The sequence below is a fragment of the Limnoglobus roseus genome, from assembly GCF_008254045.1.
GTDB classification, from domain to species: Bacteria; Planctomycetota; Planctomycetia; order Gemmatales; family Gemmataceae; genus Limnoglobus; species Limnoglobus roseus.
In genome coordinates, this window is sequence record NZ_CP042425.1 from 7,238,101 (window position 1) to 7,262,361 (window position 24,261).

General features: G+C 61.2%; 26 protein-coding genes. 25 read left to right on the forward strand and 1 reads right to left on the reverse strand.

Annotation, left to right across the window (positions count from 1 at the left end; all coding sequences use genetic code 11):
• Positions 1 to 48: 48 nt before the first annotated feature.
• From PX52LOC_RS31070 to PX52LOC_RS41205, 8 genes are all read left to right on the forward strand, one after another.
• On the forward strand, positions 49 to 309 hold the full coding sequence (locus PX52LOC_RS31070; protein ID WP_149113721.1) for a hypothetical protein: 261 nt from the start codon (positions 49 to 51) through the stop codon (positions 307 to 309).
• Entirely contained in the window at positions 299 to 649 is a 351-nt protein-coding gene (locus tag PX52LOC_RS31075) for a DUF1064 domain-containing protein (protein ID WP_149113722.1), read from the forward strand. Before PX52LOC_RS31070 ends, PX52LOC_RS31075 begins: the two co-directional genes overlap by 11 nt.
• The gene (locus tag PX52LOC_RS31080; RefSeq protein WP_149113723.1) at positions 646 to 1,107 is read left to right on the forward strand and encodes a helix-turn-helix transcriptional regulator; all 462 of its coding nucleotides are present in this window, start codon (positions 646 to 648) and stop codon (positions 1,105 to 1,107) included. Before PX52LOC_RS31075 ends, PX52LOC_RS31080 begins: the two co-directional genes overlap by 4 nt.
• Positions 1,108 to 1,263: 156 nt before the next feature.
• Positions 1,264 to 2,103 carry a YdaU family protein gene (locus tag PX52LOC_RS31085; RefSeq protein ID WP_149113724.1) on the forward strand — a complete coding sequence of 280 codons (840 nt, stop codon included), beginning with the start codon at positions 1,264 to 1,266 and terminating at the stop codon, positions 2,101 to 2,103.
• The gene (locus tag PX52LOC_RS31090; protein ID WP_149113725.1) at positions 2,081 to 2,410 is read left to right on the forward strand and encodes a hypothetical protein; all 330 of its coding nucleotides are present in this window, start codon (positions 2,081 to 2,083) and stop codon (positions 2,408 to 2,410) included. Before PX52LOC_RS31085 ends, PX52LOC_RS31090 begins: the two co-directional genes overlap by 23 nt.
• A gap of 1 nt (position 2,411) precedes the next feature.
• On the forward strand, positions 2,412 to 2,789 hold the full coding sequence (locus PX52LOC_RS31095) for a DUF3775 domain-containing protein (protein ID WP_168219313.1): 378 nt from the start codon (positions 2,412 to 2,414) through the stop codon (positions 2,787 to 2,789).
• Positions 2,786 to 3,076, forward strand: a complete 291-nt coding sequence (locus PX52LOC_RS31100; protein ID WP_149113727.1) for a hypothetical protein — start codon at positions 2,786 to 2,788, stop codon at positions 3,074 to 3,076. Before PX52LOC_RS31095 ends, PX52LOC_RS31100 begins: the two co-directional genes overlap by 4 nt.
• Positions 3,060 to 3,308: a hypothetical protein gene (locus PX52LOC_RS41205; RefSeq protein WP_168219314.1), complete on the forward strand. Its 249-nt coding sequence runs from the start codon at positions 3,060 to 3,062 to the stop codon at positions 3,306 to 3,308. The genes PX52LOC_RS31100 and PX52LOC_RS41205 overlap by 17 nt, the downstream gene beginning before the upstream one ends.
• Positions 3,309 to 3,945: 637 nt before the next feature.
• On the opposite strand, the gene PX52LOC_RS31105 is transcribed toward PX52LOC_RS41205, so the two are convergent.
• Entirely contained in the window at positions 3,946 to 5,235 is a 1,290-nt protein-coding gene (locus tag PX52LOC_RS31105) for a leucine-rich repeat domain-containing protein (protein WP_149113728.1), read from the reverse strand.
• Positions 5,236 to 5,432: 197 nt separating this feature from the next.
• Here PX52LOC_RS31105 and PX52LOC_RS31110 point away from each other — a divergent pair, with 197 nt between their 5' ends.
• From PX52LOC_RS31110 to PX52LOC_RS31190, 17 genes are all read left to right on the forward strand, one after another.
• A complete protein-coding gene (locus tag PX52LOC_RS31110) occupies positions 5,433 to 5,909 on the forward strand; it encodes a hypothetical protein (protein ID WP_149113729.1) in 477 nt (158 codons plus the stop codon).
• 365 nt (positions 5,910 to 6,274) lie between these two features.
• Positions 6,275 to 6,853: a terminase small subunit gene (locus tag PX52LOC_RS31115; RefSeq protein ID WP_149113730.1), complete on the forward strand. Its 579-nt coding sequence runs from the start codon at positions 6,275 to 6,277 to the stop codon at positions 6,851 to 6,853.
• Positions 6,789 to 8,228 carry a terminase large subunit domain-containing protein gene (locus PX52LOC_RS31120; RefSeq protein WP_149113731.1) on the forward strand — a complete coding sequence of 480 codons (1,440 nt, stop codon included), beginning with the start codon at positions 6,789 to 6,791 and terminating at the stop codon, positions 8,226 to 8,228. Before PX52LOC_RS31115 ends, PX52LOC_RS31120 begins: the two co-directional genes overlap by 65 nt.
• A 16-nt stretch (positions 8,229 to 8,244) precedes the next feature.
• Positions 8,245 to 10,386 (forward strand): portal protein, encoded by a 2,142-nt coding sequence (locus PX52LOC_RS31125; RefSeq protein ID WP_149113732.1) that lies wholly within the window; start codon positions 8,245 to 8,247, stop codon positions 10,384 to 10,386.
• On the forward strand, positions 10,386 to 12,197 hold the full coding sequence (locus PX52LOC_RS31130; RefSeq protein ID WP_149113733.1) for an SGNH/GDSL hydrolase family protein: 1,812 nt from the start codon (positions 10,386 to 10,388) through the stop codon (positions 12,195 to 12,197). The genes PX52LOC_RS31125 and PX52LOC_RS31130 overlap by 1 nt, the downstream gene beginning before the upstream one ends.
• A 119-nt stretch (positions 12,198 to 12,316) precedes the next feature.
• Positions 12,317 to 12,730 carry a hypothetical protein gene (locus PX52LOC_RS31135; protein WP_149113734.1) on the forward strand — a complete coding sequence of 138 codons (414 nt, stop codon included), beginning with the start codon at positions 12,317 to 12,319 and terminating at the stop codon, positions 12,728 to 12,730.
• A 76-nt stretch (positions 12,731 to 12,806) separates the two neighbouring features.
• Entirely contained in the window at positions 12,807 to 13,697 is an 891-nt protein-coding gene (locus tag PX52LOC_RS31140; protein WP_149113735.1) for a hypothetical protein, read from the forward strand.
• Positions 13,698 to 13,713: 16 nt separating this feature from the next.
• Complete coding sequence (locus PX52LOC_RS31145; RefSeq protein WP_149113736.1) at positions 13,714 to 14,943, forward strand: P22 phage major capsid protein family protein; 1,230 nt, start codon at positions 13,714 to 13,716, stop codon at positions 14,941 to 14,943.
• Positions 14,944 to 15,003: 60 nt separating this feature from the next.
• Complete coding sequence (locus tag PX52LOC_RS31150; RefSeq protein ID WP_149113737.1) at positions 15,004 to 15,495, forward strand: hypothetical protein; 492 nt, start codon at positions 15,004 to 15,006, stop codon at positions 15,493 to 15,495.
• Between the two features lie 4 nt (positions 15,496 to 15,499).
• The gene (locus PX52LOC_RS31155) at positions 15,500 to 15,814 is read left to right on the forward strand and encodes a hypothetical protein (protein ID WP_149113738.1); all 315 of its coding nucleotides are present in this window, start codon (positions 15,500 to 15,502) and stop codon (positions 15,812 to 15,814) included.
• A gap of 3 nt (positions 15,815 to 15,817) precedes the next feature.
• A complete protein-coding gene (locus tag PX52LOC_RS31160) occupies positions 15,818 to 16,510 on the forward strand; it encodes a hypothetical protein (protein WP_149113739.1) in 693 nt (230 codons plus the stop codon).
• 3 nt (positions 16,511 to 16,513) lie between these two features.
• Positions 16,514 to 17,962 carry a hypothetical protein gene (locus PX52LOC_RS31165; protein ID WP_149113740.1) on the forward strand — a complete coding sequence of 483 codons (1,449 nt, stop codon included), beginning with the start codon at positions 16,514 to 16,516 and terminating at the stop codon, positions 17,960 to 17,962.
• Positions 17,959 to 18,393, forward strand: coding sequence for a hypothetical protein (locus PX52LOC_RS31170; protein WP_149113741.1), 435 nt, complete (start codon positions 17,959 to 17,961; stop codon positions 18,391 to 18,393). Before PX52LOC_RS31165 ends, PX52LOC_RS31170 begins: the two co-directional genes overlap by 4 nt.
• A gap of 3 nt (positions 18,394 to 18,396) precedes the next feature.
• Complete coding sequence (locus tag PX52LOC_RS31175) at positions 18,397 to 19,836, forward strand: hypothetical protein (protein WP_149113742.1); 1,440 nt, start codon at positions 18,397 to 18,399, stop codon at positions 19,834 to 19,836.
• A gap of 12 nt (positions 19,837 to 19,848) precedes the next feature.
• Positions 19,849 to 21,228: a hypothetical protein gene (locus tag PX52LOC_RS31180; RefSeq protein ID WP_149113743.1), complete on the forward strand. Its 1,380-nt coding sequence runs from the start codon at positions 19,849 to 19,851 to the stop codon at positions 21,226 to 21,228.
• A complete protein-coding gene (locus PX52LOC_RS31185; RefSeq protein ID WP_149113744.1) occupies positions 21,228 to 23,879 on the forward strand; it encodes a lytic transglycosylase domain-containing protein in 2,652 nt (883 codons plus the stop codon). The genes PX52LOC_RS31180 and PX52LOC_RS31185 overlap by 1 nt, the downstream gene beginning before the upstream one ends.
• 24 nt (positions 23,880 to 23,903) lie before the next feature.
• Positions 23,904 to 24,236, forward strand: coding sequence for a hypothetical protein (locus tag PX52LOC_RS31190; RefSeq protein WP_149113745.1), 333 nt, complete (start codon positions 23,904 to 23,906; stop codon positions 24,234 to 24,236).
• Positions 24,237 to 24,261: the final 25 nt, after the last annotated feature.

The window sequence follows — 24,261 nt, forward strand, 5'->3', positions numbered from 1 at the left end:
AAATGAATTGATGGTATATCCTGGCGGCAACGATTCAGGGAGGAATTCATGCAGCCAGCCGCACCCAAGCCATCACCGAAGAACAGCTCCATCGAGTTGGTCAAGAAGCACATCCAGGACAGATCACCGAACCGGCCGCACTGGACGCAAGTCAAGCTTAGCGACGAGATCGAGGCACTCTGTGCCGTGCTCGACCATTTCAACTCCCTGCACTTCTCCGACCGCGACCGCCTAGCCAAGAAGATCGACCCGAACCACGGGCGGCTCATCCACCAGCCGGAGCATAAGGGCGGATACGATGCCGCGTAGCCGGGCCAGTTGGGGGCGGAAGGGCAAATACAACAACACCCGCACTTGCGTTGACGGCCTCTGGTTCGACAGCAAACTGGAAGCCGCGCGCTGGCAGGAACTGCTGCTGCTCCAGAAGGCCGGTGAAATCATCGACCTCCGCCGCCAGGTGCCCTACCGCCTGGACGTGAACGGCATGCTCATCTGTCGGATTGTACCGGACTTTCAATACGTCGATAAGCGAACCGGAACGCAGGTTGTTGAAGATACGAAGGGAATTGTGACCGCCGATTGCGCAATCAAATTGAAGCTCTTGAAAGCCATCCACGGCATCGACGTGCAACTCGTGAGGAAGAAATGACCGAAGAACAATCCCCCTTGTACAAAATGCGGTTCGAAATCGAGCTCGTCGAACTCATCGAGCGGGGGCATACCCCTCAGCAGGTCGCCGCTCAGCTCGCCGTTTCGGAATACACCGTCCGGCGCGTGTGTCGGAAGCACCGCGTTACCGTGGAGGCAGAAAAACGCCGTCGCAAGCCCCGGCTGGAGCTCAAGAAGCTGATCCCGAGCAAGAAGGATGATTTTCTCCCCGTGGGGAAATTGGCTACCGAGAAGCCCGACCCAATCCAAATCGCCAAGGAGTCCCTCATCGACGCCTACTTGCTCAAGCTGACGAAGCCGATCCTCGACATCCGCGACGACGGCTTCTACCTCCGCGGCAAGCCGGCCAACCTGTCGGACGTGATGAAGGAGACGAACCGGCATCGTATCGGCTGGGGGCTGGAGCAGGTCGTCACGAACCCGGCGTGGGCGGTGTGAAGAAAGTGGTTGCGGTAACGCATGACTTATGGTTTGACTTGGGCAGAGGGGAAGGCCGGTGTTGCAACGCCGAGTCTCAAATTAAATCCTTGTCCGATTCTAACCTTGAGCGCCCTTCCCCGCCTCGGTTCCGCGGGCGAGTAAGGACAAGGTATTATGGCAGAAAACAATCAGTGGTATCCGTTTTACACAGGCGACTACGCCCGCAAGACGGCTCACCTGTCCCTGCTTGAGCACGGAGCCTACCGTCTCCTTCTCGATCACTACTACGCCACCGGCATTCCCCTCCCGAACGACCATGCCAAGCTCTTCCGAATTTGTCGGGCGAGGACACCATCCGAACGCCAAAGTGTGCTGTCGGCGGCGAGCGAATTCTTTATCGAAGATGGAACGCTGTTGCGTTCAAAAAGATGCGACCGAGAAATCGCCAAGCGGTTGAGATTCAAAGATTCACAAACTGCCAAGGCAAACATCCGGCACTCCCGCGGCACTCCCGCGGCACATGCCGAGGTGCGTGCCGAAACCATGCCTACTACAACCACAACCACAGATAATAAGGGTAAGAAACCCTTATTATATTCAGGCGAGTTTGAAATCTTCTGGAGTGCCTATCCCGACCGAGCTGGAAGCAAGAAAGAAGCGTTTAAGTCCTATACCGATTCACTAAAAATTGAAGGAGTTACCAATGAAACCATTATCCGAAGTGTTGAAAGATATTCCCGCTACCTTGCTGCAACAGGATACACGGCTGCCCACGCAACAACTTGGCTTAACCAGCATCGCTGGGAAGGCGACTACTCCATACCAAACCAACCATTTAGACTCTATGGCTCAGGAAACGGGATACCCGTTGACCGTAGAGACGCAGCAACCCGTGCAAGAGACGAGGGAGTGGCCCTCATCGAAAAGCGAAACAGATTGGCGATGCAGGCCGATCAATCAGACGCTCCAGGGGCAGAACGAACTCACAACCATGCTCTTCCAAACCTACGCTAGCCAAAAGAGCTACGGCGACAAGGCTGAGATGATGGAGTTCAAGGATAGCATGTTCCAACTCGTCTTGGGCAAATACCAGTTTGCCGACGTTAAACAAGCATTTATCGATCACGTCAGCCGAAAAGCAGATTTACCTACCCCGTCCGACATCGTGAACATCATCGACCCTCCCAAGGAAAAGTTATCGCAGGCAGTCTACATCGACATTAAACGGCGAATGGCGATGCCAAACGAGTATGTTCCCGATTACGAGAAGAAGTATTGCCGCGAATTCGAGGCTCAAGAACTGGCGAAGATTGGAGATTGACATGATTGACGACAACCTACTGGAGAAGTGCCGCAACATCGTCCGAGCGACCGTCAGCAATGCTGTCTACGCGGTTGCCGCCTTGACAGACGATGAGTTGATTCAGGTAACAGCGCTGGCGTGGCTTGGCCGAGAGTTCAGCAAAGAGTGGGGTGAGGCGGCTTCCAAGATGTACGAGAAGCTTCTCCTCGAAGCCAGAGCTAAGCATGACCACGCGAGCATCGAGTACCTGGTTGCCAAAAACAACGTCTTGCAAGCTTACATCGGTCGCGGCCTCGATCTACTCGGGTTAGACGTGTTCGATTACGACAAGGCCATGAGGATCGCGCAGGAGAAATCCGCATTTAGCAAACCACCAACCGAAGGAGCCTATCAATGACCGCGTTAGACTTTATGAGCAACAGCCCGTACCTCGCGCTCTTCCGTTTCTGGCTGATTTTGAGGATAGTTACCGGGATCGCGCTTGCTCAGATTCGTCACCTGAATATCCGTTTGGCGGGATGGCCACCCGCGCACCTCGACGCAGATGGCGATTTCGAATGGCAGCCACCATCTGACCGCCAGAACATCGCTAGAATGTCGCAAGATGACGATTCATCGGACAACGAAGCGATCAAAGAACGCCACAGTAAAGCCGGATTAGGAAAAAATGAACGAATCAGTTGAAGCAACTCTCAGCTACTACGACCGTGGCCACTTGGCGGCGAATGACGTGTTGAGCGTGCTCTGCAAACATCTCGTGGATATCCCAAGCGATTTCGAACGGACTTATTTTGCCCTCATCCAGCACCGGAACCCGGAGATCAACATTTTGGCCGGCCGCCTGAATTTGTTTTTCGAATCATATCAAAGCGAACACCTCGAATCATCACATCAACCAAAGGAGACCACATCCTGACCTGGATTTATCTGCTACTCGGCGGCATCGTTGCCTACCTGATTCTCGCAATCTCCCTCGTGTTCGCTTTCGCGTGGGCGTTGGACCGTACAAATGGGGAGGAGGGGTTGTGAACGCAATCGAGAGCTGGGCCTCGGCGCGATCAAAGCATAATCTTCCCGTTCGGGAACAAAACGCCCTCATTGATGCTAATACTTCCCGAATGTTACCGAGCGGGATGAATGTCCGGAATTGACGAGAAGAATCAAAGGCATGCTCCGAAGTGCCGAGACCCAAACCGTCGCGTCTCTCAGGGCGAGGTTGTGAGCTTCGGAAGAATCGTTTCGGACTCGGGCTTCGGGGCTTTCTCATGCTTCTTTTCCGGCACAGGCGCGGGTGGGGTTGGCACGAAGCCCTGCTTTGTCTCGGGCGTTACGGACTGAGTTGCCGGCGGCGTTGGTAACTTGGTCGTCGGGACCGGGGGTGGCACCGGCGGCGTAGAATCTTTCACAGGCGCAGGCGTTGGCGGTCCCGGCCTGAGCGGTGAACGTATAGGCCACCTTGGTGAGTATGCTGTCCAGGCAGAGCTGGAGACGGTGGAGAGCGTCAAAGGAGCGAAGAAGCTTGTAAAGTGCGCAATTGAAGAAGCAGTGCCATTTTAATCGATACTTAATTCAACTTTAGGTCGTGCTTTTCTATAGTTCTCTATCAACTCAGGTTTAAATTGTTTGCTCTTTATGAACAATCTCTTTAATTTTGGAGCCGCAATTAGCATTTCTAGTCCTTTCTCAGGAATTGTCGCATTGGAAATGTCTAGTGAGTCTAACTCTGCAAAGTGACACAACTGGTCAAATGACTTTTCAGTGAGTGTGGCATTGCCAAGCCGCAAGAAGTGCAGGCCGCGCAAGCTTGCGAGAATCGGTATCGAGTCGTCGGCGACCTCTGCACTTGTAAAACCAATGAAGTCCAAGTTCGGAGCTGCGGAAACGATATCTTTAATTCCCGAAATGTTTATCGGACAACCATACAGGTACATGCCAGTTAGTTTCAGAAGTGGCCGTACCGACTTGAAACCGGTGCCCGTAATCTTGTGGCCCTGCAGGCCCAAAGACATAAGGTTACTCAAATTTCCAAGTTGAGATATTCCTGCATCGGTTATCGCGTCACCTTCCAGTGTAAGAATCACGATGGATTCAATCTTAGAAATGGCTGCGATTCCCAGATCATCGACGCGTACGCCTCTCAGATTAATTTCCCTTAGCTTGCTTAAGCCTGCCAAGTTCTGAAACCCCTCTCCACTGATCGTGAGCGGTTCTTTTTTGGGGCCTGTTATATCGATACCAGTTAACCCAGTTAGGTTTTTGAGCTCACCAATCCCTTTGTCGGTGACTACTAGTCCTGCATTTCCAAGCCATAAACGTGCAAGACAGCGAAGTGAATCGAGCTGAGCCATCCCCTTGTCGCTAAGGGGTATTCCGATCGTCAACTGTGTAACTCCTGCAAGCCGGAGCAGCTTAAGAAAATCAGGGCGAATTCTACCATCGGCATCGAGGTGACGTGGATTGTATATTTCGATAGTCAGTTGACTCGGGCCGAAATCGCGACAATCCAACTCGGGGTCTATTATCTTCAATTGCTGTATTGCTTCATCGGCTTTTTTGGCCAATCGCTGAAGTTCTGGATTGTTATTTACGTCGTACATATACTGGCGCCAGTTGTCATCATAGGGATCGCCGCTTGGAGCCCTTGGTGCTGGCACTTGGGCCTTCGCTTGGGCCTTCACTTGGGCTTTCGCTTGAACAGGTTGCACAGGCAGGACGTTTGGCCCTATTTGAGGAGGCTTCTCATTGGCTTGGACTCGGCGGGGCATTTCCTGCTTGGCGTCCCCGTTGCAGCCGAATAGGCAGGTAATCGTAAATAGGCCAAGCCATGTTGAAAGAATACGCATGGCAAACTCCAATCGAGGTATTAGGTTCTGCCGATTCTGTTGCGGTCTCAGAAGTGGCAATTTCCCCTTTCCTCAACATAGCATTTTATTTTCCCGATAACTTCTGAACAAATGTGCTTTTGCTCTTCTATCACTCACCTCAGTTAACTGAAACTTAACCCAAGCCGTGCTACCCTCCCGCGAACCAGGGAGGGTGCATGCGTTACGAAGAACGAATCGAGCCGACGCCGGAAATGCTCGCAAAGGGCACGGTCATCATCCACCGGGACTCAGACGGCAACTTCCTCTCCGCAGAACCACGGCACATCACAATCCTGCAATGGCTCGACGACATGCGGCTCCTGTCGCCGGAGTGCGTGTGGGCGGCGCACCGGTACATGGCCTGCCAGCACGCCTACGAGCGGCGCATCCGGGGCAAAGGCACATTCCTCGACCGGAGCGTCGGGGAGGGTGAGGGTGATCCATTCGAGCCGACGATGGCAGATGATTACTTGAAGATGGTGCGACGGCTTACGCGGGATGATGCCTCGGATATCGACCGAGTTTGTCTTACCTATTTCCTGGTAAGCAGCCGGTCGATGCTGTTTTCGCAACGTAAGCGCTTCCAGGAAGTCTTTGAAAAACTGGCGGCAGCGGTGGAAGCTGTGCATGATTCACGGGTGAGAGAAAACTAATCACTCACAAATCTTACGCCTTTCACCCCAGCGTGTTGCCGGGAAAACCAGAAGTTGAACAAATCGCTCCGTGGTCGAATCTTCACCGTGGCGGCCTGAAATATCTGCCGCTTGCTGTCCAGAAAATCGTCAGAAAGGGAATTTTCGACCTGGCGAGTGCTCACCCAGGCGGATTTGAAACGCTTTACCTGACGCGCGGCCTAGGAATCATTCAAGCTGGTCCTCGATCACTTTCCCACTTGCGCGTAAAGATTCAATGTGGTAGTCCTGGACTTGCGTGACGGGTTCGTCGCGCCTGAAATTTGACTCACAGCCTAAAGCTCAACCTCACCCGCCAACCCACGGCGGGTTTTTTTCATTCCTCTATGAACCTGACACCAAAGCAAGAGAAGTTCGCTCAGAAGTACATCGAGCTGGGTAATGCGGCCGAAGCGTACCGGCAGAGCTACGACGCAAAGAAGATGACCGACAAGACCACCTGGGAGGCGGCATCTCGATTACTCGCCGACAGCAAGGTGGCTGCAAGGGTTAACGAACTTAAAGAATTACACCTTAAGGCTCACGTCGTCACGGTCAATCGTGTGCTGGAAGAGTACGCGCGATTGGCGTTCGCCGATGTGCGCAAAGCGTTCGACCCGAAGGGCAATCTTAAACCAATACACGAGATTCCGGACGACATCGCCGCAGCCATCGCGGGAATCGACATCGTCGAGAATCAGTGCGGTGCCAGCATCTCGGCCGAAGGGATTCGAGCCGTCGAGAGCTATACCAAGAAGCTGAAGTTCGCCGACAAGAAGGGCACGCTCGACAGCCTGGCGAAACACCTCGGCATGTTCACTGACACAATCAAGGTCACGCATGACTACGAAGAAATGACCGATGACGAACTCATCGCTCTCGCCCGAAGCAAGGGCATCGTTACTGGAGAAAATTCGCCTCTCTGAGGAGATCGCGAAGCGCAAGCGGGAGAACCGCCTCGCGACGTACACCCCGTATGCGAAGCAGCGGGAGTTCCACGCCGCCGGGGCGACTCACCGAGAGCGCCTGTTCATGGCGGGCAACCAGCTCGGCAAGACCATCGCGGGGGGCAACGAGGAGGCGATCCACGCCACCGGCCTCTACCCCGACTGGTGGACTGGCAAGCGGTGGGAAGACCCCACGAAGTCCTGGGTCGCCGGCGTCACCGGGGAATCGACCCGCGACAACCCGCAGCGGATTCTCCTGGGCGAGCGCGGGGCGTTCGGCACAGGCGCGATCCCCAAGCGGTGCATCCTCGACTACGCCTCGGCCCGCGGCATCCCCGGCCTGGTCGATACGGTCCAGGTCAAGCACGTCTCCGGCGGCACGAGTTACATTGCGTTCAAGTCCTACGAAAAGGGCCGCGAGAAGTGGCAGGGCGAGACGCTGCACCGGGTTTGGTTCGACGAGGAGCCGCCGCTCGACATCTACATCGAAGGCCTCACCCGCACCAACGCCACCAGCGGCATCGTCACGGTGACGTTCACCCCCCTGCTCGGCATGTCCGACACGGTGCTGCGGTTCATCGGCGACGGCGAGGCCAAAGCGCCAGGGACGCACGTCACCAACATGACCATCGACGACGCCGAGCACTACTCACCCGAACAGCGTGCCGCCATCGTCGCGAGCTACCCGCCGCACGAGCGCGAGGCGCGGGCGAAGGGCGTTCCGATCCTCGGCTCGGGCCGCGTCTTCCCCATCTCGGAAGAATCGATCCGCATCGACCCGATCACGATCCCGGCCCACTGGGCGCAGATCGGCGCGCTCGACTTCGGCTGGGACCACCCCACCGCCGGCGTTCGCCTCTGCTACGACCGCGACGCCGACTGCATCTACGTCACCCACACCCACCGCCTGAAGGAAGCCACGCCGGTCATCCACGCCGCCACGCTCAAGTCCTGGGGCGACTGGCTCCCGTGGGCATGGCCGCACGACGGCCTTCAGCACGACAAGGGGTCGGGCGAGCAACTCGCCGCCCAGTACAAGGCGCAAGGCCTGAACATGCTCCACGAGCGCGCCACCTTCCCCGACGGCAGCAACGGCGTCGAGGCGGGGATCATGGAAATGCTCGACCGGATGCAGACGGGCCGGCTCAAAGTGTTCTCCACGCTCACCGAGTGGTTCGAGGAGTTCCGCATGTACCACCGCAAGGACGGGCTGATCGTCAAGGAGCGCGACGACCTCATGGCCGCGACCCGCTACGGCGTCATGATGCTCCGCTACGCCAAGACCCGCCCCGTCAAGCGGACACCGACCACACCGCACGCGGGTGCAAGCACGAACGCCTGGATGGCCCGCTAACTTTGAAACGAGACCGATGAAGCCAGAAGCCGACGACACCGCCGCACCGCAAGAGGGCGACGGGAGGGCCGCGTCCCGCCGGAAGAAGAAGGACGACGAGAAGTTCCTGGCGAAAGCCCGCAAGCAGTTTTCCCAGGCGATCGAAGCCGACAACGACAACCACCGCCAGTACGTCGAGGACACGACCTTCTGCTCCACCGACGACCAGTGGGATGACGCGGTTAAGATTTTGCGAGGCCGCGACCGCCCGACGATCACGGTCAACAAGCTCAACGGCGTCATCAAGCAGATCATCGGCGACTACCGCCAGAACAAGCTCTCGATCAAGGTGCTGCCCGCCGGTCAGGAGGCCAGCGTTGAGACCGCCGACATCCTCGCCGGGCTCATCCGGAACATCGAAGCCCAGAGCAACGCCGACCAGGCGTACACGAACGGCTTGGACTGCTCGGCCAGGGGCGGCTTCGGCAACTGGCGGGTGATGACCGACTATTGCGAAGACGACACGTTCGACCAGGACTTGAAGGTCGTCCCGATCTTCAACCCGCTGACCGTTCACTGCGATCCTCTGGCCAAGCGCATCACCCGCGAGGACGCCCGCTACTACTTCATCACCGAGAGCGTGCCGAAAGAGCAGTTCGAGGCCGACCATCCGGGTGCGAAAACAGGAGCGTTCGACGGCATGGACGCCGATGACAAGGCGAACTGGTCGGGCGAGGATACCATCCGCATCGCCGAGCACTTCGAGAAGGAGCAATACGAGGTTCGCCTCGTAGCCTTCGACACCGGGCTGGTGGTGCCGATTGAATCCGACGAGCAGCTGCAAAACCTGATCGATCTTGGCAATAAGGTTGTGAAAGAGCGCAAAGCCGTGCGCACCCGCATCCGCTGGCGGAAGATGACGGCATTCGAGGTGCTAGACGAGAAAACGCTCCCGATCCCATTCATCCCGATCATTCCCTGCCTCGGCGAGGAAGTGAACATCGAGGGCAAGGTTTACCTGCGCTCGGCCATCTTCTACGGCAAAGACCCGCAGCGGATGCTCAACTACTGGAAGACGGTCGCCACAGAGACGGTTGCTTTGGCTCCAAAATCCCGCGCGAAAGGTACGCCAGCGCACTTCCAGGGCTTGGAGGATACCTGGTCGAGTTCCAACCCCACCAATTTTGCGCTCTACAATCCTGATCCGGAAGCGCCGGGTGGGCCAGAAATGATGCCACCTCCCACCATGCCGGTCGGCGAGATGGGCATGGCCAACGGTTGCGCCCAGGACATCCGCGACACCACCGGCCTTCAACAGGCATCGTTCGGCGAGCACAGCAATGAGACCAGTGGCCGAGCCATCATGGCACGCCAGAAGGAAGGCGACACCGCTACGGCGCTGTTCCTCGACAACCTGCGGATGGCCATCGAGTTCACCGGCCGCATCCTAATCGCGTGGATTCCCCACGTTTACGACACCGAGCGTATCGTCCGCACCCTCGACCTGGAGGGCAACCCGAAGACCGTTACGGTCAACCAGCGCCAGCACGACCCGATCACCGGCGTGACGCGCGTGCTCAACTCGTTGGGCGTCGGCAAGTACGACGTGGTGGTCTCCACCGGCCCCGCACAAGCCTCGATGCGCCAGGAGTGGCTGGGCACGATGCAAGCGCTCATCCAGGCCGATCCGACCATCATGCAGAAGGCGGGCGACCTCGTCGTGAAGTACGTGGACGGCCCCGGTGCCGAAGAGTTGTCCGAGCGCCTCAAGAAATTCTTGCCGCCGCAGGTCACGCAGGAACAGGACGAGAATGGGCCGCCACAACCACCCCAGCCGTCACCCCAGGAAATCGCCCAGGCGCAGGCCATGCAGGCGCAGCAACAGCAGATGCAAGCCGAACAGCAACAAAAGCAGGCGGAGTTCATCGCCGAGGTGAAGCAGAAACAGGCCGAACTCCAGGCCCAACAGCAGCAGGCAGCCGACGAGCTGGCACAGAAGCAGGCGGAATCCCAGGCCAAGATGGCGATGGAGATGAAGCAGATGATGATGGACTTCATGACCAGCCAGCGGGAGCTCGACTTCAAGCACAAGCAATTACAGGTGGACGCACAGCTCGAACTCCTGAAGCTCGACGCCGCCGATACGACGGATGAGATCGAGCGCGAGGTGGCCGAGTAATGTCGCTCCTGCTCATGATGGACACGACCGGTGGCGCGGGGAGCGGTACAGGCCGGGTCGCGGCGGCCAACAACTCCAACCTGCCGTACATTTTTTCAACCGCCGCCAACTGGTGCCACCACGGGGCGACCACGCACGTCACCGGCCCGGAAGCGGTCACCGAGATGGAGCTGTTCTTCCTCAACGGCATGATGGTCGTCAACGGCGAAGTGGATGCGTATTACGACTTCACCATCCGCAGCTCGGTCTTTTACAACGGGGTCTTCTACCCGGCGTACAGCGCGCTCAACCCAGCTGCCCGTGACATTAGCGTCGCCAAGAACTGGGGCTTAGCCCGCTTCAAGGTGCCCGGCCTCAGCATCCCTCCGGCAACGCGCTTCATCGTCTACAATCGCCGCGTTGCCAACGATTCGGCAACGGCGCAAGCTAACGTATCCGCCATCACCAACGCCAACCCCTGCGTGGTGACCTGCACGGGGCACTCGTTCCTGGCCGGGCAGCAGGTGCAGTTCGACAGCGTCGGCGGCACCACCCAGCTCAACTACAGCACGAACGGCAACACCATCTACACCGTCGCCAACCCGACGGCCAACACCTTCGAGCTGCGCAACGCCGCGAACACGGTGAACATCAACTCCACGGCCTACGGCGTGTACACCAGCGGGGGCACGGCCTCCCGCCAGTACAACGTCATCACCAACACCAGCGGCATACGCGCCCGCCAAGACGGCATCATCAACGCCACCTCCAGCGTCAACGACTTCACCCTCGGCGTCGGCCTGGCGTATGGCGCGCGGGCGGGCACGCCGGTCATATCCAGCGGGGGCGTCGCTTCATGCCCCGTGGCAGCCGCCGGGCAAGGCTACCTGTCCGGCATCAGCATGGGCGCGTGGTACGGTGCAGCCGGTGCAGGTGGTGCAGGTGCGACCATGCCGGGCAGCGGGGCTAGTGGCTTCGGCACGCCGACCGCGGGGGCGATTACGAGCATCACACCGACCTCACCCGGCACGGGGCAAAGTTCCGGCAACCCGCCCATGATTACGCTCGGCGGGGGCGGCTCCGGCAACTGCTTCGGCATCGGCGACCAGGCCACCTACGGCCCGTGCCTGATTAGCGGCAAGACTGCCGGTGCGAAGAAGGGGCTCATCCTCCTGGGCGACAGCAACGACGCCGGGTACAGTGCCGCGGACGGCACCGGCGACCTGAACGGCAGCCACGGCGTGTTGGAGCAAAAACTCGCGGGTACGCGGGGCATCTGGAAGCTCTGCCGCGCCGGGGAATCCGCCGCGGGGTGGAATTCTAACAACACCCGTCAGCTGGCGCTGATCGATGCCGTGGCCGCAACCGGCGTGCAAATCGGTGACGTGATCGTCGGCTTCGGCACCAACGACTTCAACTCCGGCTCCAACCTGGCGACCGTGGAAGCCCAGCTCACCACCGTCATCAACACCATCAAGGGCAAGGGCGCGAAGAAGGTCTTCATCCGCACCCTGCCACCATTCACGACCTCCAGCGACGCCTTCACCACCACGGCGAACCAAACGGCGGGCAACACCGCCTACGGCGCGGGCGGCGACGTGCTGACGTTCAACTCCCGCCTGCGCAGTTCGACGGGCATCGCCAACGACGGCATCCTCGACGTGGCGATCCAGGTCGCCGACGGCACCACCGCCTGGAAGTGGCGCGTGGCGGGCACGTTCCCCCTCGGCGCGGCTTCCGCCACCGCCTTCTCGGACGACGGCGTCCATTACAACAAGGCGGCGGGCATCCCCTACGCCGTCAACAACCTCGACGTGTCGGCGTTGGCGTGATGCTCCTGCTCCTCCTGCACCCCAATCCCTCGGCGGCCTCGTCCAACCGCCTGCTCATGGAAGACGGCTCGTACCTGTTGCTGGAAGACGGCAGCAAGATCCCGCTGGAGGCCTGAGCCGTGGCCGACACGAAGATCAGCGCGCTCACCGACGGGGTTGCCGGGGTTTCGACGGACATGATTGTGATCGTGCGCGGCGGGGTGAACTACCGGCTGACCCTGGTCAACCTGCTCAGCGGCATGGGATCGGTCACCCAGCTCGTCACCCCGACGAACGGCAGCACGGTGAACGTTACCAGGTCGAACTACACCACGCTCCTGGTCAACCCGGCCGGGCCGCTGCTCAGCCTGACGATCAACATGCCGTCTTCGCCCCAAGACGGCGACAGGGTGTCCATCTCCAGCGGGCAGGCCATTACCACCGTCAACCAGACCGGCGGCACGATCCTCAGCGCCCTGACGACGATGCTGCTGGGCGGTTTCGCCACCCACGTGTTCAACGCCGCCGCGAACAAGTGGTTCCGGATCGGCTGACCAAGAATTCCCCCGCGAGGGGGAAATCCGTACCCGTGCGGTTCCACGGGGTTCAATCCTTACGAAAGTATGACCCATGACTGACACGACCGAAACGGTCGCGCCGCAACCGGCTGCGCCCGAACCCGTAACCACCCCAGCGGCCTCACCGGAGCCGTCCCCCGAATCCGATGCACCCCAGGCCGACACTGCCCCCGAGCAGATCGAGGATTCGGCCCCCTCGGACGACCCCGGTGACGATTCCACCGACGAACAGAGGCCCAAGAAATCCAAGGGCGGCTTTCAAAAGCGCATCGACGAACTGACCCGCGAGCGAGAAATCGTCCGCATCGAGAAGGAAAACCTGGCGCGCGAGCTACAGGCGATCCGGGAGAAGGAGAGGGCAACCCCCGCCACGGCGACCGACCCCGGCGCGGCCCCGCGCATCGAAGATTGTGCGACGGTCGAAGAGTTCCGGGACAAGACGGCGGAATGGGGGCGTCAGCAGGCGCGGTTCGAGGCGGCTCAACAGGCCGAGCAGGACCGCATCGCCGACGAGGCGGCCAAGGCGAAGCAGGAGCAGATCACCCGGCAGGCGGAGTTCCGCGTCAAAGCCCAGAAGGCGATGACCAAGTATTCCGACTGGCAGGCAGTCGCAATGGCTCCCACCGTGCCGTACAGCGAAACCTCCGCCCATCTCGTTGCGCAAAGCGAGCACGCCGCCGAGCTCGCCTACCACCTGGGCAAGAACCCCGAGGTGGCCGACCGCCTGGCGCGACTCGACCAATACTCGTGCATGCGGGAAGTCATCAGGTTGGAGGCGCGGATCACCGCCGCACCACCGCCCAAGCCCATCACCAAAGCCGAAGACCCGATCAAGCCGGTCGGTGGCCGCGAAACCGTCGTCAAGACCATGGCCGACCTGGCCAAGTCCGACGACGCGAGCGCGTACATCGCCCGGATGAACGGCAAGCTTCGGAAAACCTAACCGAAAGGACTAACCCATGGCTAACACGTTTAACGCCGTTGACCTCATTGCTTCGGAATCCCTGCGGATCTTTAGCAACGAACTGTACTTCCTCAAAAACATGAACACCGACTACCAGTCGAAGTTCCAGATGGAAGTCGAAGACCACCGAACGGGTCCGACCGTCCGCATCCAGAAGCCCGCCCGTCGGACCGTCCGTCAAGGCTGGACCCGCAGCCCCCAGGACTTCACCGAGGAAAGCACGTCGCTCACCATCGACACGGTTCGCGGTGACGACATGAACATTCCGGAAGCGGAACTCGCCCTGCTCGTTCAAGACCCGGAAAGCAACATGGCGGGGTTTTCCAAGCGGTTCCTCCAGACCCGCATGACCACGCTGGCCAACAGCATCGACGCGGAACAGTTCGCCAAGATGTACGTCCTCGTCGGTAACGCGGTCGGCACCCCCGGCCAGACGCCGAACACCTGGGGGCCTTACGGCGACGCCATGCAGAAACTCGACGAGAACCTCTGCCCTGCTGCCGACCGCATGGTCATCATCAACCCGGCGGCCCGGAATAAAACGGCGGATGCATTCAAAGGCCTTGCCTTGCAGCAATTGTCCGAGAAGGCGCTCAGCCGCGCGTACCTCGGCTCAATCGCGGACTTCGACGTGTTCATGTCGCAGAACGTGCCGAACCACACGGTCGGCCCGTTGGGGGGCACGCCACTCGTCAACACCGGGTCGCAGGTCGGTTCGTCGCTCGTGACCGACGGGTGGACTGCCGCGGCGGCTTCCCGCCTGAAAAAGGGCGACATCTTCACCATCGCGGGCGTGTACCAGGTCAACTACCAGACCAAGGCGCAGTATTCTTCGCTGCAACAGTTCCTGGTAACCGCCGACGTGTCCTCGGACGGCTCGGGCAACCTCACCGCCGCCATCTTCCCCTCGATCATCACGAGCGGGGCGACGCAGACGGTGAACGCTTCCCCGGCGGACAACGCGGCGATTACCGTCGTGGGCACGGCGGCCACGCTCTACGCCCAGAACCTGGCGTACCACAAGGACGCCTTTACCGTGGCGTTCGCCAAGCTGTCCAGCCCGAAGGTGAGCGTCGAGTCCTCGACCAAGACGTTCGAGAATATCTCCATGCGCTACATGCGGGGCTATGACATCGCCAACGCGCAGCTCGTCGACCGGATCGACGTGTTCCTCGGCTCGAACGCCCTCTACCGCGAATGGGCGTGTCGGATTTTCGGCGCGTAATGAGGCAACCGGGAGGGGTTTCGGCCCCTCCCATTTTTCAACCAACGAGAAGGACTACCCATGAGCAAGATTCTGATGTTCAACACCGCCAACCAGCACATTCAAGAGCTGGAGGACGGCGAAACCGACACCATTAACCGCCTGATCGAGTCCGGCTGGCAACGGGTGGAGAAGTACGACCTCCTCGCCGTGTACAGCCCGACGCTCAACCGCCACAAGACCGTGCTGAAGGCCGATGCTAAGACGTGGATCAACCAGGGCTACGTCGCCGAGCCGACCGTGGTCTACCACCCGGAACAGGGCGACAAGACCGTCGGTTCGGACGAGGCCCAACACCTGATCGATAGGGAAGGCTGGTATGACTCACCGGCAAAGTTTCCGAAGGACGGGGGTGTCTCCGGTTTCGTCACCCAGGCCGCCGCCAAGGCGCTCGACAAGATGACGAAGGAAGAACTGGTGGCCTACGCCAAATCCATTGATCTGACGCCCGACGAGGCCCTGACCAAGGCTCAACTCATCGCGGCCATCCAAGCTGCTTCTCAGAAGGAGTAACCCAATGGGAATTCAACTCAACGAAGACCGGCAAGTCTCGCTGACCGTGGTCAACAGCTTCGCCTCAGTAGCCGCCAACACGACTGCCGAACAGACCGTCACCGTCAAGGGACTGAAGCCCGGCGACCACTGCCTGGCGTTCAACAAGCTGACGGCGCAAGCGGGCTTGGGCATCGTCAACCATCGCGTCAGCGGCGCTGACACGCTGGCCATCACGTTCATCAACGCCACGGGTAGCCCCATCGTGCCTACGGCCGGCGACACCTACGCCGCGATCATCATGCGGCCCGAGAAGAACTACACCGCGTTCCCAGGCTAACCGATGACCACCGGCAACGCCATCGTCACCGGCGCTCTCCGCTCCGCCACCACCATCATGCCCGGCGAGGGCATCGACGGCGGGGAGGCGGAGAGCGCCCTGGCGGTGCTCAACGCCATGCTGGCGGCGTGGAGCGCGGACGGCCTCACGCCCGCCTTCCACACGCTCGAAGGGTTCCCCCTCGTCGTCAACCAGGCGAACTACACCGTCGGCACGGGGGGCAACTTCAACACCGTCCGGCCCGACGAGGTGTGCGCCGTGTTCCGCCGCGACGCCAACGGGTACGACACGCCCCTCAACCCGTGGACGCGGGAGCAGTGGCTTGCCGACGGGCTGAAATCCAACCAGGGCACGCCGACCTTCTGGTACTACGACCCCCAATACCCGCTCGGCGTCCTGCGGCTCGACAACGCCCCCACGCTCGCCGAGACGATCTACCTCGACACGCTCAAGCCGATCAACCAGTTCGCCACCCTCTCGTCCACCATGCTCATGCCCGGCGAGTACGAGGAGGCGATGAAGTACAAGCTCGTGGAGCGCCTCGCGCCGGAGTACGGCTTCCCGATATCCCAAGACCTCCGCGTCCTCATCACCGAGAGTTTCAAGCGGATCAAGCGGAAGAACTCGAAGCCCGTCCGCGCGACGTTCGATCCCGCCCTCCGCGGGAGCGTGCCGTTCAACATTAACAACGGCTAGCCCATGCCGTCCGTCGCCATACCCTTCTGCGGACAAACCTACACGGACAAGACGAAGGCCGCAAACGCCCAGCGGTGCGTCAACCTCTACCCCGTCCGCAGTCCCTCGGCCGACAACGACAACCGGATCGTGCTGTACCCCACGCCCGGCTACTCGCAAATCCTGGACACCACCCAGCTCGGCATCGTCGGCTGCGGCGCGCTCCGCTGCGGCATCGAGATCAACGGCACCGTGTACGTGGTCAGCGGCAACCAATTCCTCGTGCTGACCTACGCGGGCGGTACGTTCACCGCCGTGAGCAAGGGCACGCTCTACACGAGCACCGGCCGTTGCACCGTCGTTTGCAACACGGTCGAGCTGGCGATATCCGACGGCAAGAACGGCTACGTCTACAACATCGCCGCCGCGACCTTCACCGGCATTTCCGGCGGCGGCTGGCCTTCCTCCGGGGTGACGAACTTCGCCTTCATGGACGGCTACGTCCTCGGCGCGCAGAACGGATCGAAGACCCTCATCCAGTCAGGTTTACTCAACGCCGGGAGCTACGGCGCGCAGGCCTTTGCCGCCGTGACCAGCTTCCCCGACAACCTCACCGCCGTGTTCTCCGACCAGATCAACGTCTACGCCTTCGGGCCGAAACTGGGCGAGGTGCGGTTCAACGCGGCCAGCATCCCCTTCGCCTTCGAGAAGACGCAAGGCGCGCTCATCCAGGCCGGGTGCGTCAGCCCGCACACGCTCGTCAAGCTCGGCGGCACGCTCATGTGGCTCGCCTCGGACGCCCAGGGCCGGGCGTACATCGCGGCGCTGCAAGGCTACACCCCGACGGTCATTTCCACCCCGCCGCTCAACGAGGTGTTCCAACGCTACGGCAGCGTCACCGACGCCTTCGCCTACGGCTACCGCGAGGGCGACAGCCAGTTCTACGCCATCACCTTCCCGAGCGCGAACGCGACGTGGGTGTACGACACCAAGAACGCCCTCTTCCACGAGCGCAGCCAGAACGGCGGGCGCGACCTGCCCGAGTTCTGCCTCCCGTACCTCGACCAGCACCTCGTCGGCGACCTCGACGGCAAGCTCTACTGGATGAGCCAGAACTACAACACCGACGCCAAGGGGCAGGGCATTTCCCGCTCGCGCACCTGCTCGCACGTCTCGTCCGACGGCAAGCCGCTGTTCCTGCAAGAGCTGGAGATCATGTACGAGGCGGGCACCGCCCCGCTCACCGGCGCGGGCAGCACGCCGCTCGCCACGCTGGAAGTCAGCACCGACGGCGGGTTCACCTGGCGGAATGCGGGCACGAAGTCGATGGGGCTCACCGGCCAGTACCGAAACCGCCTCATCTGGCGGCGGCTCGGCTGGGGCTGGCAGTTCACCTTTCGCCTCACCATCACCGACCCCGCGCGGGTCTACCTCCTCGGCGCGACGGCGCGCATCCAGGCGGGGTACAAATGACGACGATCCAACCCATCACCCAAACGCAGCAGCTCGTCGAGCAGAACGCCACCGTCACCGTCGAGTTCAAGCGGTACCTCGACCAACTCTTGGAGCGGGTCGGCGGCACCAAGGGCGGCAGCTACGTCGGCCTGACCGAAGACGCCATCGTCATCTGGGACGTGGACAAGAAGCCGACGGCCTACCTGCTGCTCACCGGCAACCGCTCGATGGCCGATCCGGTCAACATGGTGCCCGGCATGCCGATCCTCCGCCTGACCATCGTGCAGGACGGCGTCGGCGGCCACACGCTCAGCTGGGGGCCGAGCTACAAGTTCCCCTCCGGCCTCGCGCCCTCCCTGTCCGCAGGGGGCAACGCCGTGGACGAGTTGTGGTTCTCCACCGACGGCACCAACATGAAGCTCATCACCGGCGCAAAGGACTTGAGGTAACACATGCCAGGCACATTCGACGACCCGGACGGGCTCAACTTCGGGGGCGCAAGCCCAAACCCGATCCTCGGCCAGATCGCCGCGTACAAGCAGAAGCTGGGCGACTTCAACACCTACGCCAACCAACTCGCCGACCAGTACGGGGCGCAGAACTACTACAAGATGCCCGACCTCGTCGCCCGCAAGGACGCCCTGGACAGCGAGTACACCACGCTGCTCGACGGCCTCAACAAGAGCGGGTACGGCCAGACCGGCGCGTTGAACAAGTATAACGCGGGCGGTACGGCCAACACCTCCGGCTACGACGCCATCGACCCGACCAAGGACGCGGAAACGCTCAACGGCTTCACCGCGCCCGTCCTCGGCGGCCACAACCAGGGGAACGCCTTCACCAGCGCCCTGAAAACGGCGGTGCCCATCGGGCTGAGCCTCATCCCCGGCCTGACCCCGGCCATCGGCGGCCTGTTCGGAGCCACCGGCGCGACGGCCGGCGCAATCGGCGGCGGCCTGTTGGGTGCGGCCACCGGCGCGGCGACGGGCGGGGGAAAGGGCGCGCTCATCGGCGGCCTGACGGGCGGGCTGGGCGGCTACTTCGGCAACGGCGGGCTTTCAGACCTCACGGGCGGCGGCGGCTTGTCCGGCCTGGGGAAATCACTCGGCCTCGACGACCTGTTCGGCTCCACCAGCCTTTCATCCCAGCCCCTCGACCTCGGCAGTTTCGGCGGCGGCGCAACGGACAACCCCTTCGTACAAGCCGCCCGCTCGGGCGTGTCCGACGCCGCCACGGCCGCCACCGGCAACGCCCTGGCCGGGGTGACCAACACCGCGTCCGGCGCGACCGGCGGCGGGGGCACGCTGGGCGGATTTTTCAAAGACCCAATCGGGAGCATCAAGACCATGGCCACAGACGCGATCAGCCCTACCAACCTCCTCAAATCCGGCATCAAGTACGGCCTCGCCGACTTCCTTTCCAAGGACAACAGCAAGGGCTACGGCGCGATCCAGAACGCCGCGAACGAGAACGCCGCCCTGTACCAGCCCTATCTTCAATCCGGCACTGCGGCTCAGAACCAACTCGCCAACCTCTACGGGTTCAACGGTCAGGACGCCGCCACCGCCGCCATGAGCCAATTCCAGACCGACCCCGGCTATCAGTTCGCCCGCCAGCAGGGTATCGACGCCCTGGATGCCAGTGCGGCCAGGCGCGGGCTTCTCGTTTCCGGCAACAACCAGCAGGCCGTCCAAGATTTCGGCACGAACCTCGCCAACCAGCAGTACGGCAACTACCTCGCCCGCCTCACCGGCCTGGCCAACACCGGCCTGACGGCTGCCGACGACACGGGATCGAGCAACATTTACGGGGCGTCCGCACAAGCCGCCGCGAGCAAGCTCAAGGCCGACAACTCGAACAACCTGCTCTACCGCGCACTCGGCTTGATCTAGGAAGGGAACCCCATGGCGATTGCCTACAACTACGGCCTGCTCCAGGCCATCGCGCCGGAGAGCGCCAACGACCAGATCGGAGCCGTCGAGCAGAGCGCCCTGCGCCAAACGCAGAACCAGCTGGCGCAACAGCAGGCCCAAGCCGCCGCGATCCAGAACCAGTTCGCCCCTCAACTCAATCAGGTCAAACTCAAAGGGGAGCAAGATGCCCTTGAGAGCGCCCAGGCGGCCAAACTCGGCTCACTGCTCCAGAGCATCGACGCCATCCCCGACCCCGACCGGCGGCAGACCATGTACTCCAGCATGCTGCCGGTGTTCAAGAAGGTCGCGCCCGCGTTCGAACTGCCCGACGAGTACAACCCGGACATTACCGGCGTGGTGGCGGGGAGCGCGATTGATCCCAAGACGCGAATGGAGCAGCAGATCGGTTTGCAAAAAGCGCAATTGCTTGCGGGGACAAAAACCAACCAAGTGACGAGCGACGCCGATGGCAGCAAGTTCATCGTTAACAAAGTCACCGGAGAAATTACCCCCTTCTCGGGCAGTCCGACACCCGAGAGTGGCGGTGTATTCCCGGCGGCCGACGGAGGCACGCCTCAACCGCCCGCATTCGGCTTTTCTCCCGTCGGCCTTGATCCCATGGCTCGTAAGAAGCAGATGGACACGGACGCCAAGCGGTTGCAGGCCTATCAGAACAACAAGCAGAAGGCGGAAAACGCCCTCCGCGCTCTCGACACGATGGAGCCGAACCTCGACAACTTCCGCACCGGCTCCGGCGGCGACTTCCGCATGAACCTGGACAAAGCCGCCGACGCATTCCTTCCGGGTGATGGGTTCAAAGCGAGTGCCGACGCGGCTAACAACATCGACAAGTCCAGTAACGATCTCGTGACGGAGCTTCAAGGATTTCAGTACGTCCCCGGCCAACGGGGCAGCGTTCTGGGGCTACGCACCCTGCTAGCCAGCAAGCCCGGCGTTGGGCAGCAGGTAGAAACCAACAAGAACATCGTTGGCGGCTTGCGAAGCAAACTCAATAACTACCTGCTCTCGGAAGAACTTGCCCAGCAGTACAAGGAGGCCAACCCGTTTAAGTTGATCGACTCGAATGCCGAGAAGCTCGACGACGCCTTGAAGGCGCTTTACCCGCTCGAAACCATTGACCAAAAGAGCGGGAAAGTCACCTTCCACCCGGAAAGTGTCGAACGTATTCGAGCGGCCATTCCGGATGCCATCGCCAACCCGCAAAAGTACCTCCAGGCCGTGCAGCAGCAAGGCAACACAGGTGCCGGGCCGTCTCAGCCGGTGACGGCACCCAAAGTCGGAACGGTCGAAGATGGGCACGTTTTCCTGGGCGGCGACCCGGCTGATCCCAACTCGTGGAAGGCTCAGTAATGGGCGGCCCCTGGGAGAAGTACCAACAAGCCGCTCCAGCGGATTCGCAAGCGGATGCTGGCCCGTGGACGAAATACCAGCAGACTTCCACCCCTGTCCCATCGCCAAAATCTGACGAGAACGCCGCACAGCCGGATGACTCGATTGCCGGAGGCATCTACCGAGGTCTCGCGGGTCGCGGCGTCGGCATTATCCAGACGCTCGACGACTTGAGCGGTCAGAACATCCTCTCGCCTGCCTACCGCGAAGCCGCCGGACGGTTTGCCAAACAACTAAAGGACGAGGGCAAGGGCACCGGCTTGAAAGGCGTGGTCACCGAGGCCATCGGCGATCCGGCGAATTGGATCAACCCAACCGGCATGGGCATGGTCAAGGCCGGGGCCGTGATGGGTGGCGCGTCCGCCATAACCGCCCCTCAGGAGGACGACACCGGCATCGGCAACCGCTTAGAAGAGGGCGCTACCGGTGCGGCAGTTGGAGCCATCGCCGCGCCCATCATCGGCCGGGCGACCGGCGCAGTTGGTGACGCAGCGCAGTACCTCGCCAACAAGACCGGTCTCACTGGCGCGGTGACAGGAATTCTCCAGAAATACGGACGGAACCCGAGCGGCACCGCCCTTTATCAAGCAGCCCAGGATGCGGGTTTGAGCATCAAGGGCAAGACGCCTCAGGAAATCCACTCCGACTTGCAGAATTGGCTGGCTCAAAATATCAACCAGATCGCGGACGGCGTATCTACCAAGCCGCTAAATTCGCTCGGCGCGACCATGCAAGTAGCCGATGCCGTTAGCAATGCGTCGAAGGCGAGCTCTAACGCATACGCCGACGCCTACAAGGCGGCCGATGGGCAGACCTTGACCGCCCCGGAAGTCCTTGATTCTCTCGACTCCCTGATTGCCGCCGCCGAAAAGAATGCAGCCCCCGGCACGAGCGACAATCAGGCCTTAATCAAACTGAGGGCGCTCCGGGATTCCATTTTGCCCCAAGAAACCCCCGTGAAGGGCGGAGGAGGGGCGACCGGAAGACGGTCACCGGTCACCGTCACCGACCGGGTGGATACGGTTCTTCCCAACGACAGTACGGCATCGTCGCTCGACAATTACTCAATCGGTTACCCCACGCGCCGGAGAACGGACGAGATTACTCGGGAAGTGAAAAGCGGTTACGAGTTGCCCATAACTGCCTCGAATTCTCCGGCGTCGAGGGCCGTTCCCAACATCGACTACGCCACCGGCACACCCATTCGGCGGGATGGGACAGTCGGTGTCGCCGACCTGCTCGACCTGCGAAAAATCCTCAACGAAGGCTTCGACCCATCCAGGTACGCCACCTCCGGTGATGCGAAGGTCGGAGAATTCGCCTCCACGATTCGAGCTGCTCTATCAAAAGCCGGAGATGCCAACCCCGAGTTCGGACAGAAATTGGCGGACGCAGACGCCCTTCACTCCGAAGTATCGAGGACGCTCAAGGCGAATGAGGTGCTGGACAAGATGTTCACCCCGGAAGACTACCAGGCGTTTAAAGCCTTGGATCGCGGCCAACCCCTCCCTGACGCCACCCGCCAGCGGGCCGCCGGGCTGCTCGACAACATTAAAACGCCTGACGATCTCGCGGCCATTACGCGCGGCCTGAACGGGGGCACCGCCAACGCGCTACGAGCCGCGAAGTTCAGGCAGTTGATGCAAGACAGCGGCCTCACCGACCTGAACCTGGACGAGAACTACGACCTTATCAAGGCCTCACTGCGAAACGATCCCGCCGCGCTCAAACTCCTCGAAGACTCGAAAGTGCTGACCGACGAATTGAACCGGCGTGGCGTTCCAACCGACCCGGATTTCAGCGAGAAATCGAGCCGCCTCGGCGAAGCCGGTCGTGCGGTCTGGAGCGCCCTGTCCGGTCACCCGCTCTACGCCATCAAGCACGCCCTCGGCGCGTTCAATCCTCCGCCGACGGGGGAGCAACAGCAGCTGACCCGTTTTGCTTCTGATCTGGCTATGGGCGTTCCGAATGCTACCGCCGTGCGAGACGTGGCGGGCGCGGCAGGACGAATGCTTGGCAACGCCAGCGCCGACACGCTCGGAAGGGGTTACGGGCAAGACGCCGGGCAACCCACCCGCGTCACAATCCGCCCGCAGGACGACCTCCCGCCCGTCAACCTGCCGCAAGTCGCCCCAGTAACACTCGACGAAGACCCAGCGCCCCCGTCGCTCATCGACCGCATGACGCAGGCGGAATCCAGCGGAAACGTGAACGCGAAGAACCCGAAGGGTAGCGCCAGCGGAATCCTTGGCTTCACCGACGGCACCTGGGCGCTCGCCGTGGCCAAATGGGGCAAGCAAACCGGCCTCACTCTCAAGGACAAGAACAATCCGGAAGCCCAAGCCGTGATGGGTAACCTGCTGGCGCAGGACAACGCCCGCATCCTCAACAAGAAGTTGGGCCGCGAGCCGACGGACGGCGAAGTCTACGCCGCCCACTTCCTCGGCGCGGGCGACGCCGCCAAGCTCATCGCCGCCCAGGGCACGGGCAAGGACGCCGTCCTCCTCTTCCCCCGCAAGGTCATCAACGACAACCGCCCCATCTTCTTCGACAAGAAGCGCCCCCGCTCGGTCGAGGAGGTGTACGCCCTGCTCAACGAAAAAGTCAGTTAACCAACTCACAGAAGGAACCCGTCCATGGTCGCCATCGTCTACCCCAACTTCTCCTGGCCCGCCGCCGGAACCACGTCGAAGGCCGAGAAAATCGCCGGGAGCACCATCGCGGGCATCCGCATCCCCTCGGGGTTCAGCGGCACGTCGCTCACCTTCTTGGCGTGTGACGCCATCGACGGCACGTACACCACGGTCAAGGACACGACCGGGGCGACAATCACCGTCACGGTCAGCGGTGCCGGGCACCACGTCGTCCTCCCCGCCAACTTCGCCAGCGTCGAGTTCTTGAAGCTCGTCTCCAGCGCCAGCGAGGCGGCCAACACGGTCGTCAAACTCTGCGTCCGCGAATGCCTGTAGTCCACCATTTCAGCCCGTTGAGGTA

Coding starts and splice junctions, on each gene's coding strand:
- PX52LOC_RS31070 (WP_149113721.1), top strand. CDS start 49: ATGCAGCCAGCCGCACCCAAGCCATCACCGAAGAACAGCTCCATCGAG.
- PX52LOC_RS31075 (WP_149113722.1), top strand. CDS start 299: ATGCCGCGTAGCCGGGCCAGTTGGGGGCGGAAGGGCAAATACAACAAC.
- PX52LOC_RS31080 (WP_149113723.1), top strand. CDS start 646: ATGACCGAAGAACAATCCCCCTTGTACAAAATGCGGTTCGAAATCGAG.
- PX52LOC_RS31085 (WP_149113724.1), top strand. CDS start 1,264: ATGGCAGAAAACAATCAGTGGTATCCGTTTTACACAGGCGACTACGCC.
- PX52LOC_RS31090 (WP_149113725.1), top strand. CDS start 2,081: ATGCTCTTCCAAACCTACGCTAGCCAAAAGAGCTACGGCGACAAGGCT.
- PX52LOC_RS31095 (WP_168219313.1), top strand. CDS start 2,412: ATGATTGACGACAACCTACTGGAGAAGTGCCGCAACATCGTCCGAGCG.
- PX52LOC_RS31100 (WP_149113727.1), top strand. CDS start 2,786: ATGACCGCGTTAGACTTTATGAGCAACAGCCCGTACCTCGCGCTCTTC.
- PX52LOC_RS41205 (WP_168219314.1), top strand. CDS start 3,060: ATGAACGAATCAGTTGAAGCAACTCTCAGCTACTACGACCGTGGCCAC.
- PX52LOC_RS31105 (WP_149113728.1), bottom strand. CDS start 5,235: ATGCGTATTCTTTCAACATGGCTTGGCCTATTTACGATTACCTGCCTA.
- PX52LOC_RS31110 (WP_149113729.1), top strand. CDS start 5,433: ATGCGTTACGAAGAACGAATCGAGCCGACGCCGGAAATGCTCGCAAAG.
- PX52LOC_RS31115 (WP_149113730.1), top strand. CDS start 6,275: ATGAACCTGACACCAAAGCAAGAGAAGTTCGCTCAGAAGTACATCGAG.
- PX52LOC_RS31120 (WP_149113731.1), top strand. CDS start 6,789: ATGACGAACTCATCGCTCTCGCCCGAAGCAAGGGCATCGTTACTGGAG.
- PX52LOC_RS31125 (WP_149113732.1), top strand. CDS start 8,245: ATGAAGCCAGAAGCCGACGACACCGCCGCACCGCAAGAGGGCGACGGG.
- PX52LOC_RS31130 (WP_149113733.1), top strand. CDS start 10,386: ATGTCGCTCCTGCTCATGATGGACACGACCGGTGGCGCGGGGAGCGGT.
- PX52LOC_RS31140 (WP_149113735.1), top strand. CDS start 12,807: ATGACTGACACGACCGAAACGGTCGCGCCGCAACCGGCTGCGCCCGAA.
- PX52LOC_RS31145 (WP_149113736.1), top strand. CDS start 13,714: ATGGCTAACACGTTTAACGCCGTTGACCTCATTGCTTCGGAATCCCTG.
- PX52LOC_RS31150 (WP_149113737.1), top strand. CDS start 15,004: ATGAGCAAGATTCTGATGTTCAACACCGCCAACCAGCACATTCAAGAG.
- PX52LOC_RS31155 (WP_149113738.1), top strand. CDS start 15,500: ATGGGAATTCAACTCAACGAAGACCGGCAAGTCTCGCTGACCGTGGTC.
- PX52LOC_RS31160 (WP_149113739.1), top strand. CDS start 15,818: ATGACCACCGGCAACGCCATCGTCACCGGCGCTCTCCGCTCCGCCACC.
- PX52LOC_RS31165 (WP_149113740.1), top strand. CDS start 16,514: ATGCCGTCCGTCGCCATACCCTTCTGCGGACAAACCTACACGGACAAG.
- PX52LOC_RS31170 (WP_149113741.1), top strand. CDS start 17,959: ATGACGACGATCCAACCCATCACCCAAACGCAGCAGCTCGTCGAGCAG.
- PX52LOC_RS31175 (WP_149113742.1), top strand. CDS start 18,397: ATGCCAGGCACATTCGACGACCCGGACGGGCTCAACTTCGGGGGCGCA.
- PX52LOC_RS31180 (WP_149113743.1), top strand. CDS start 19,849: ATGGCGATTGCCTACAACTACGGCCTGCTCCAGGCCATCGCGCCGGAG.
- PX52LOC_RS31185 (WP_149113744.1), top strand. CDS start 21,228: ATGGGCGGCCCCTGGGAGAAGTACCAACAAGCCGCTCCAGCGGATTCG.
- PX52LOC_RS31190 (WP_149113745.1), top strand. CDS start 23,904: ATGGTCGCCATCGTCTACCCCAACTTCTCCTGGCCCGCCGCCGGAACC.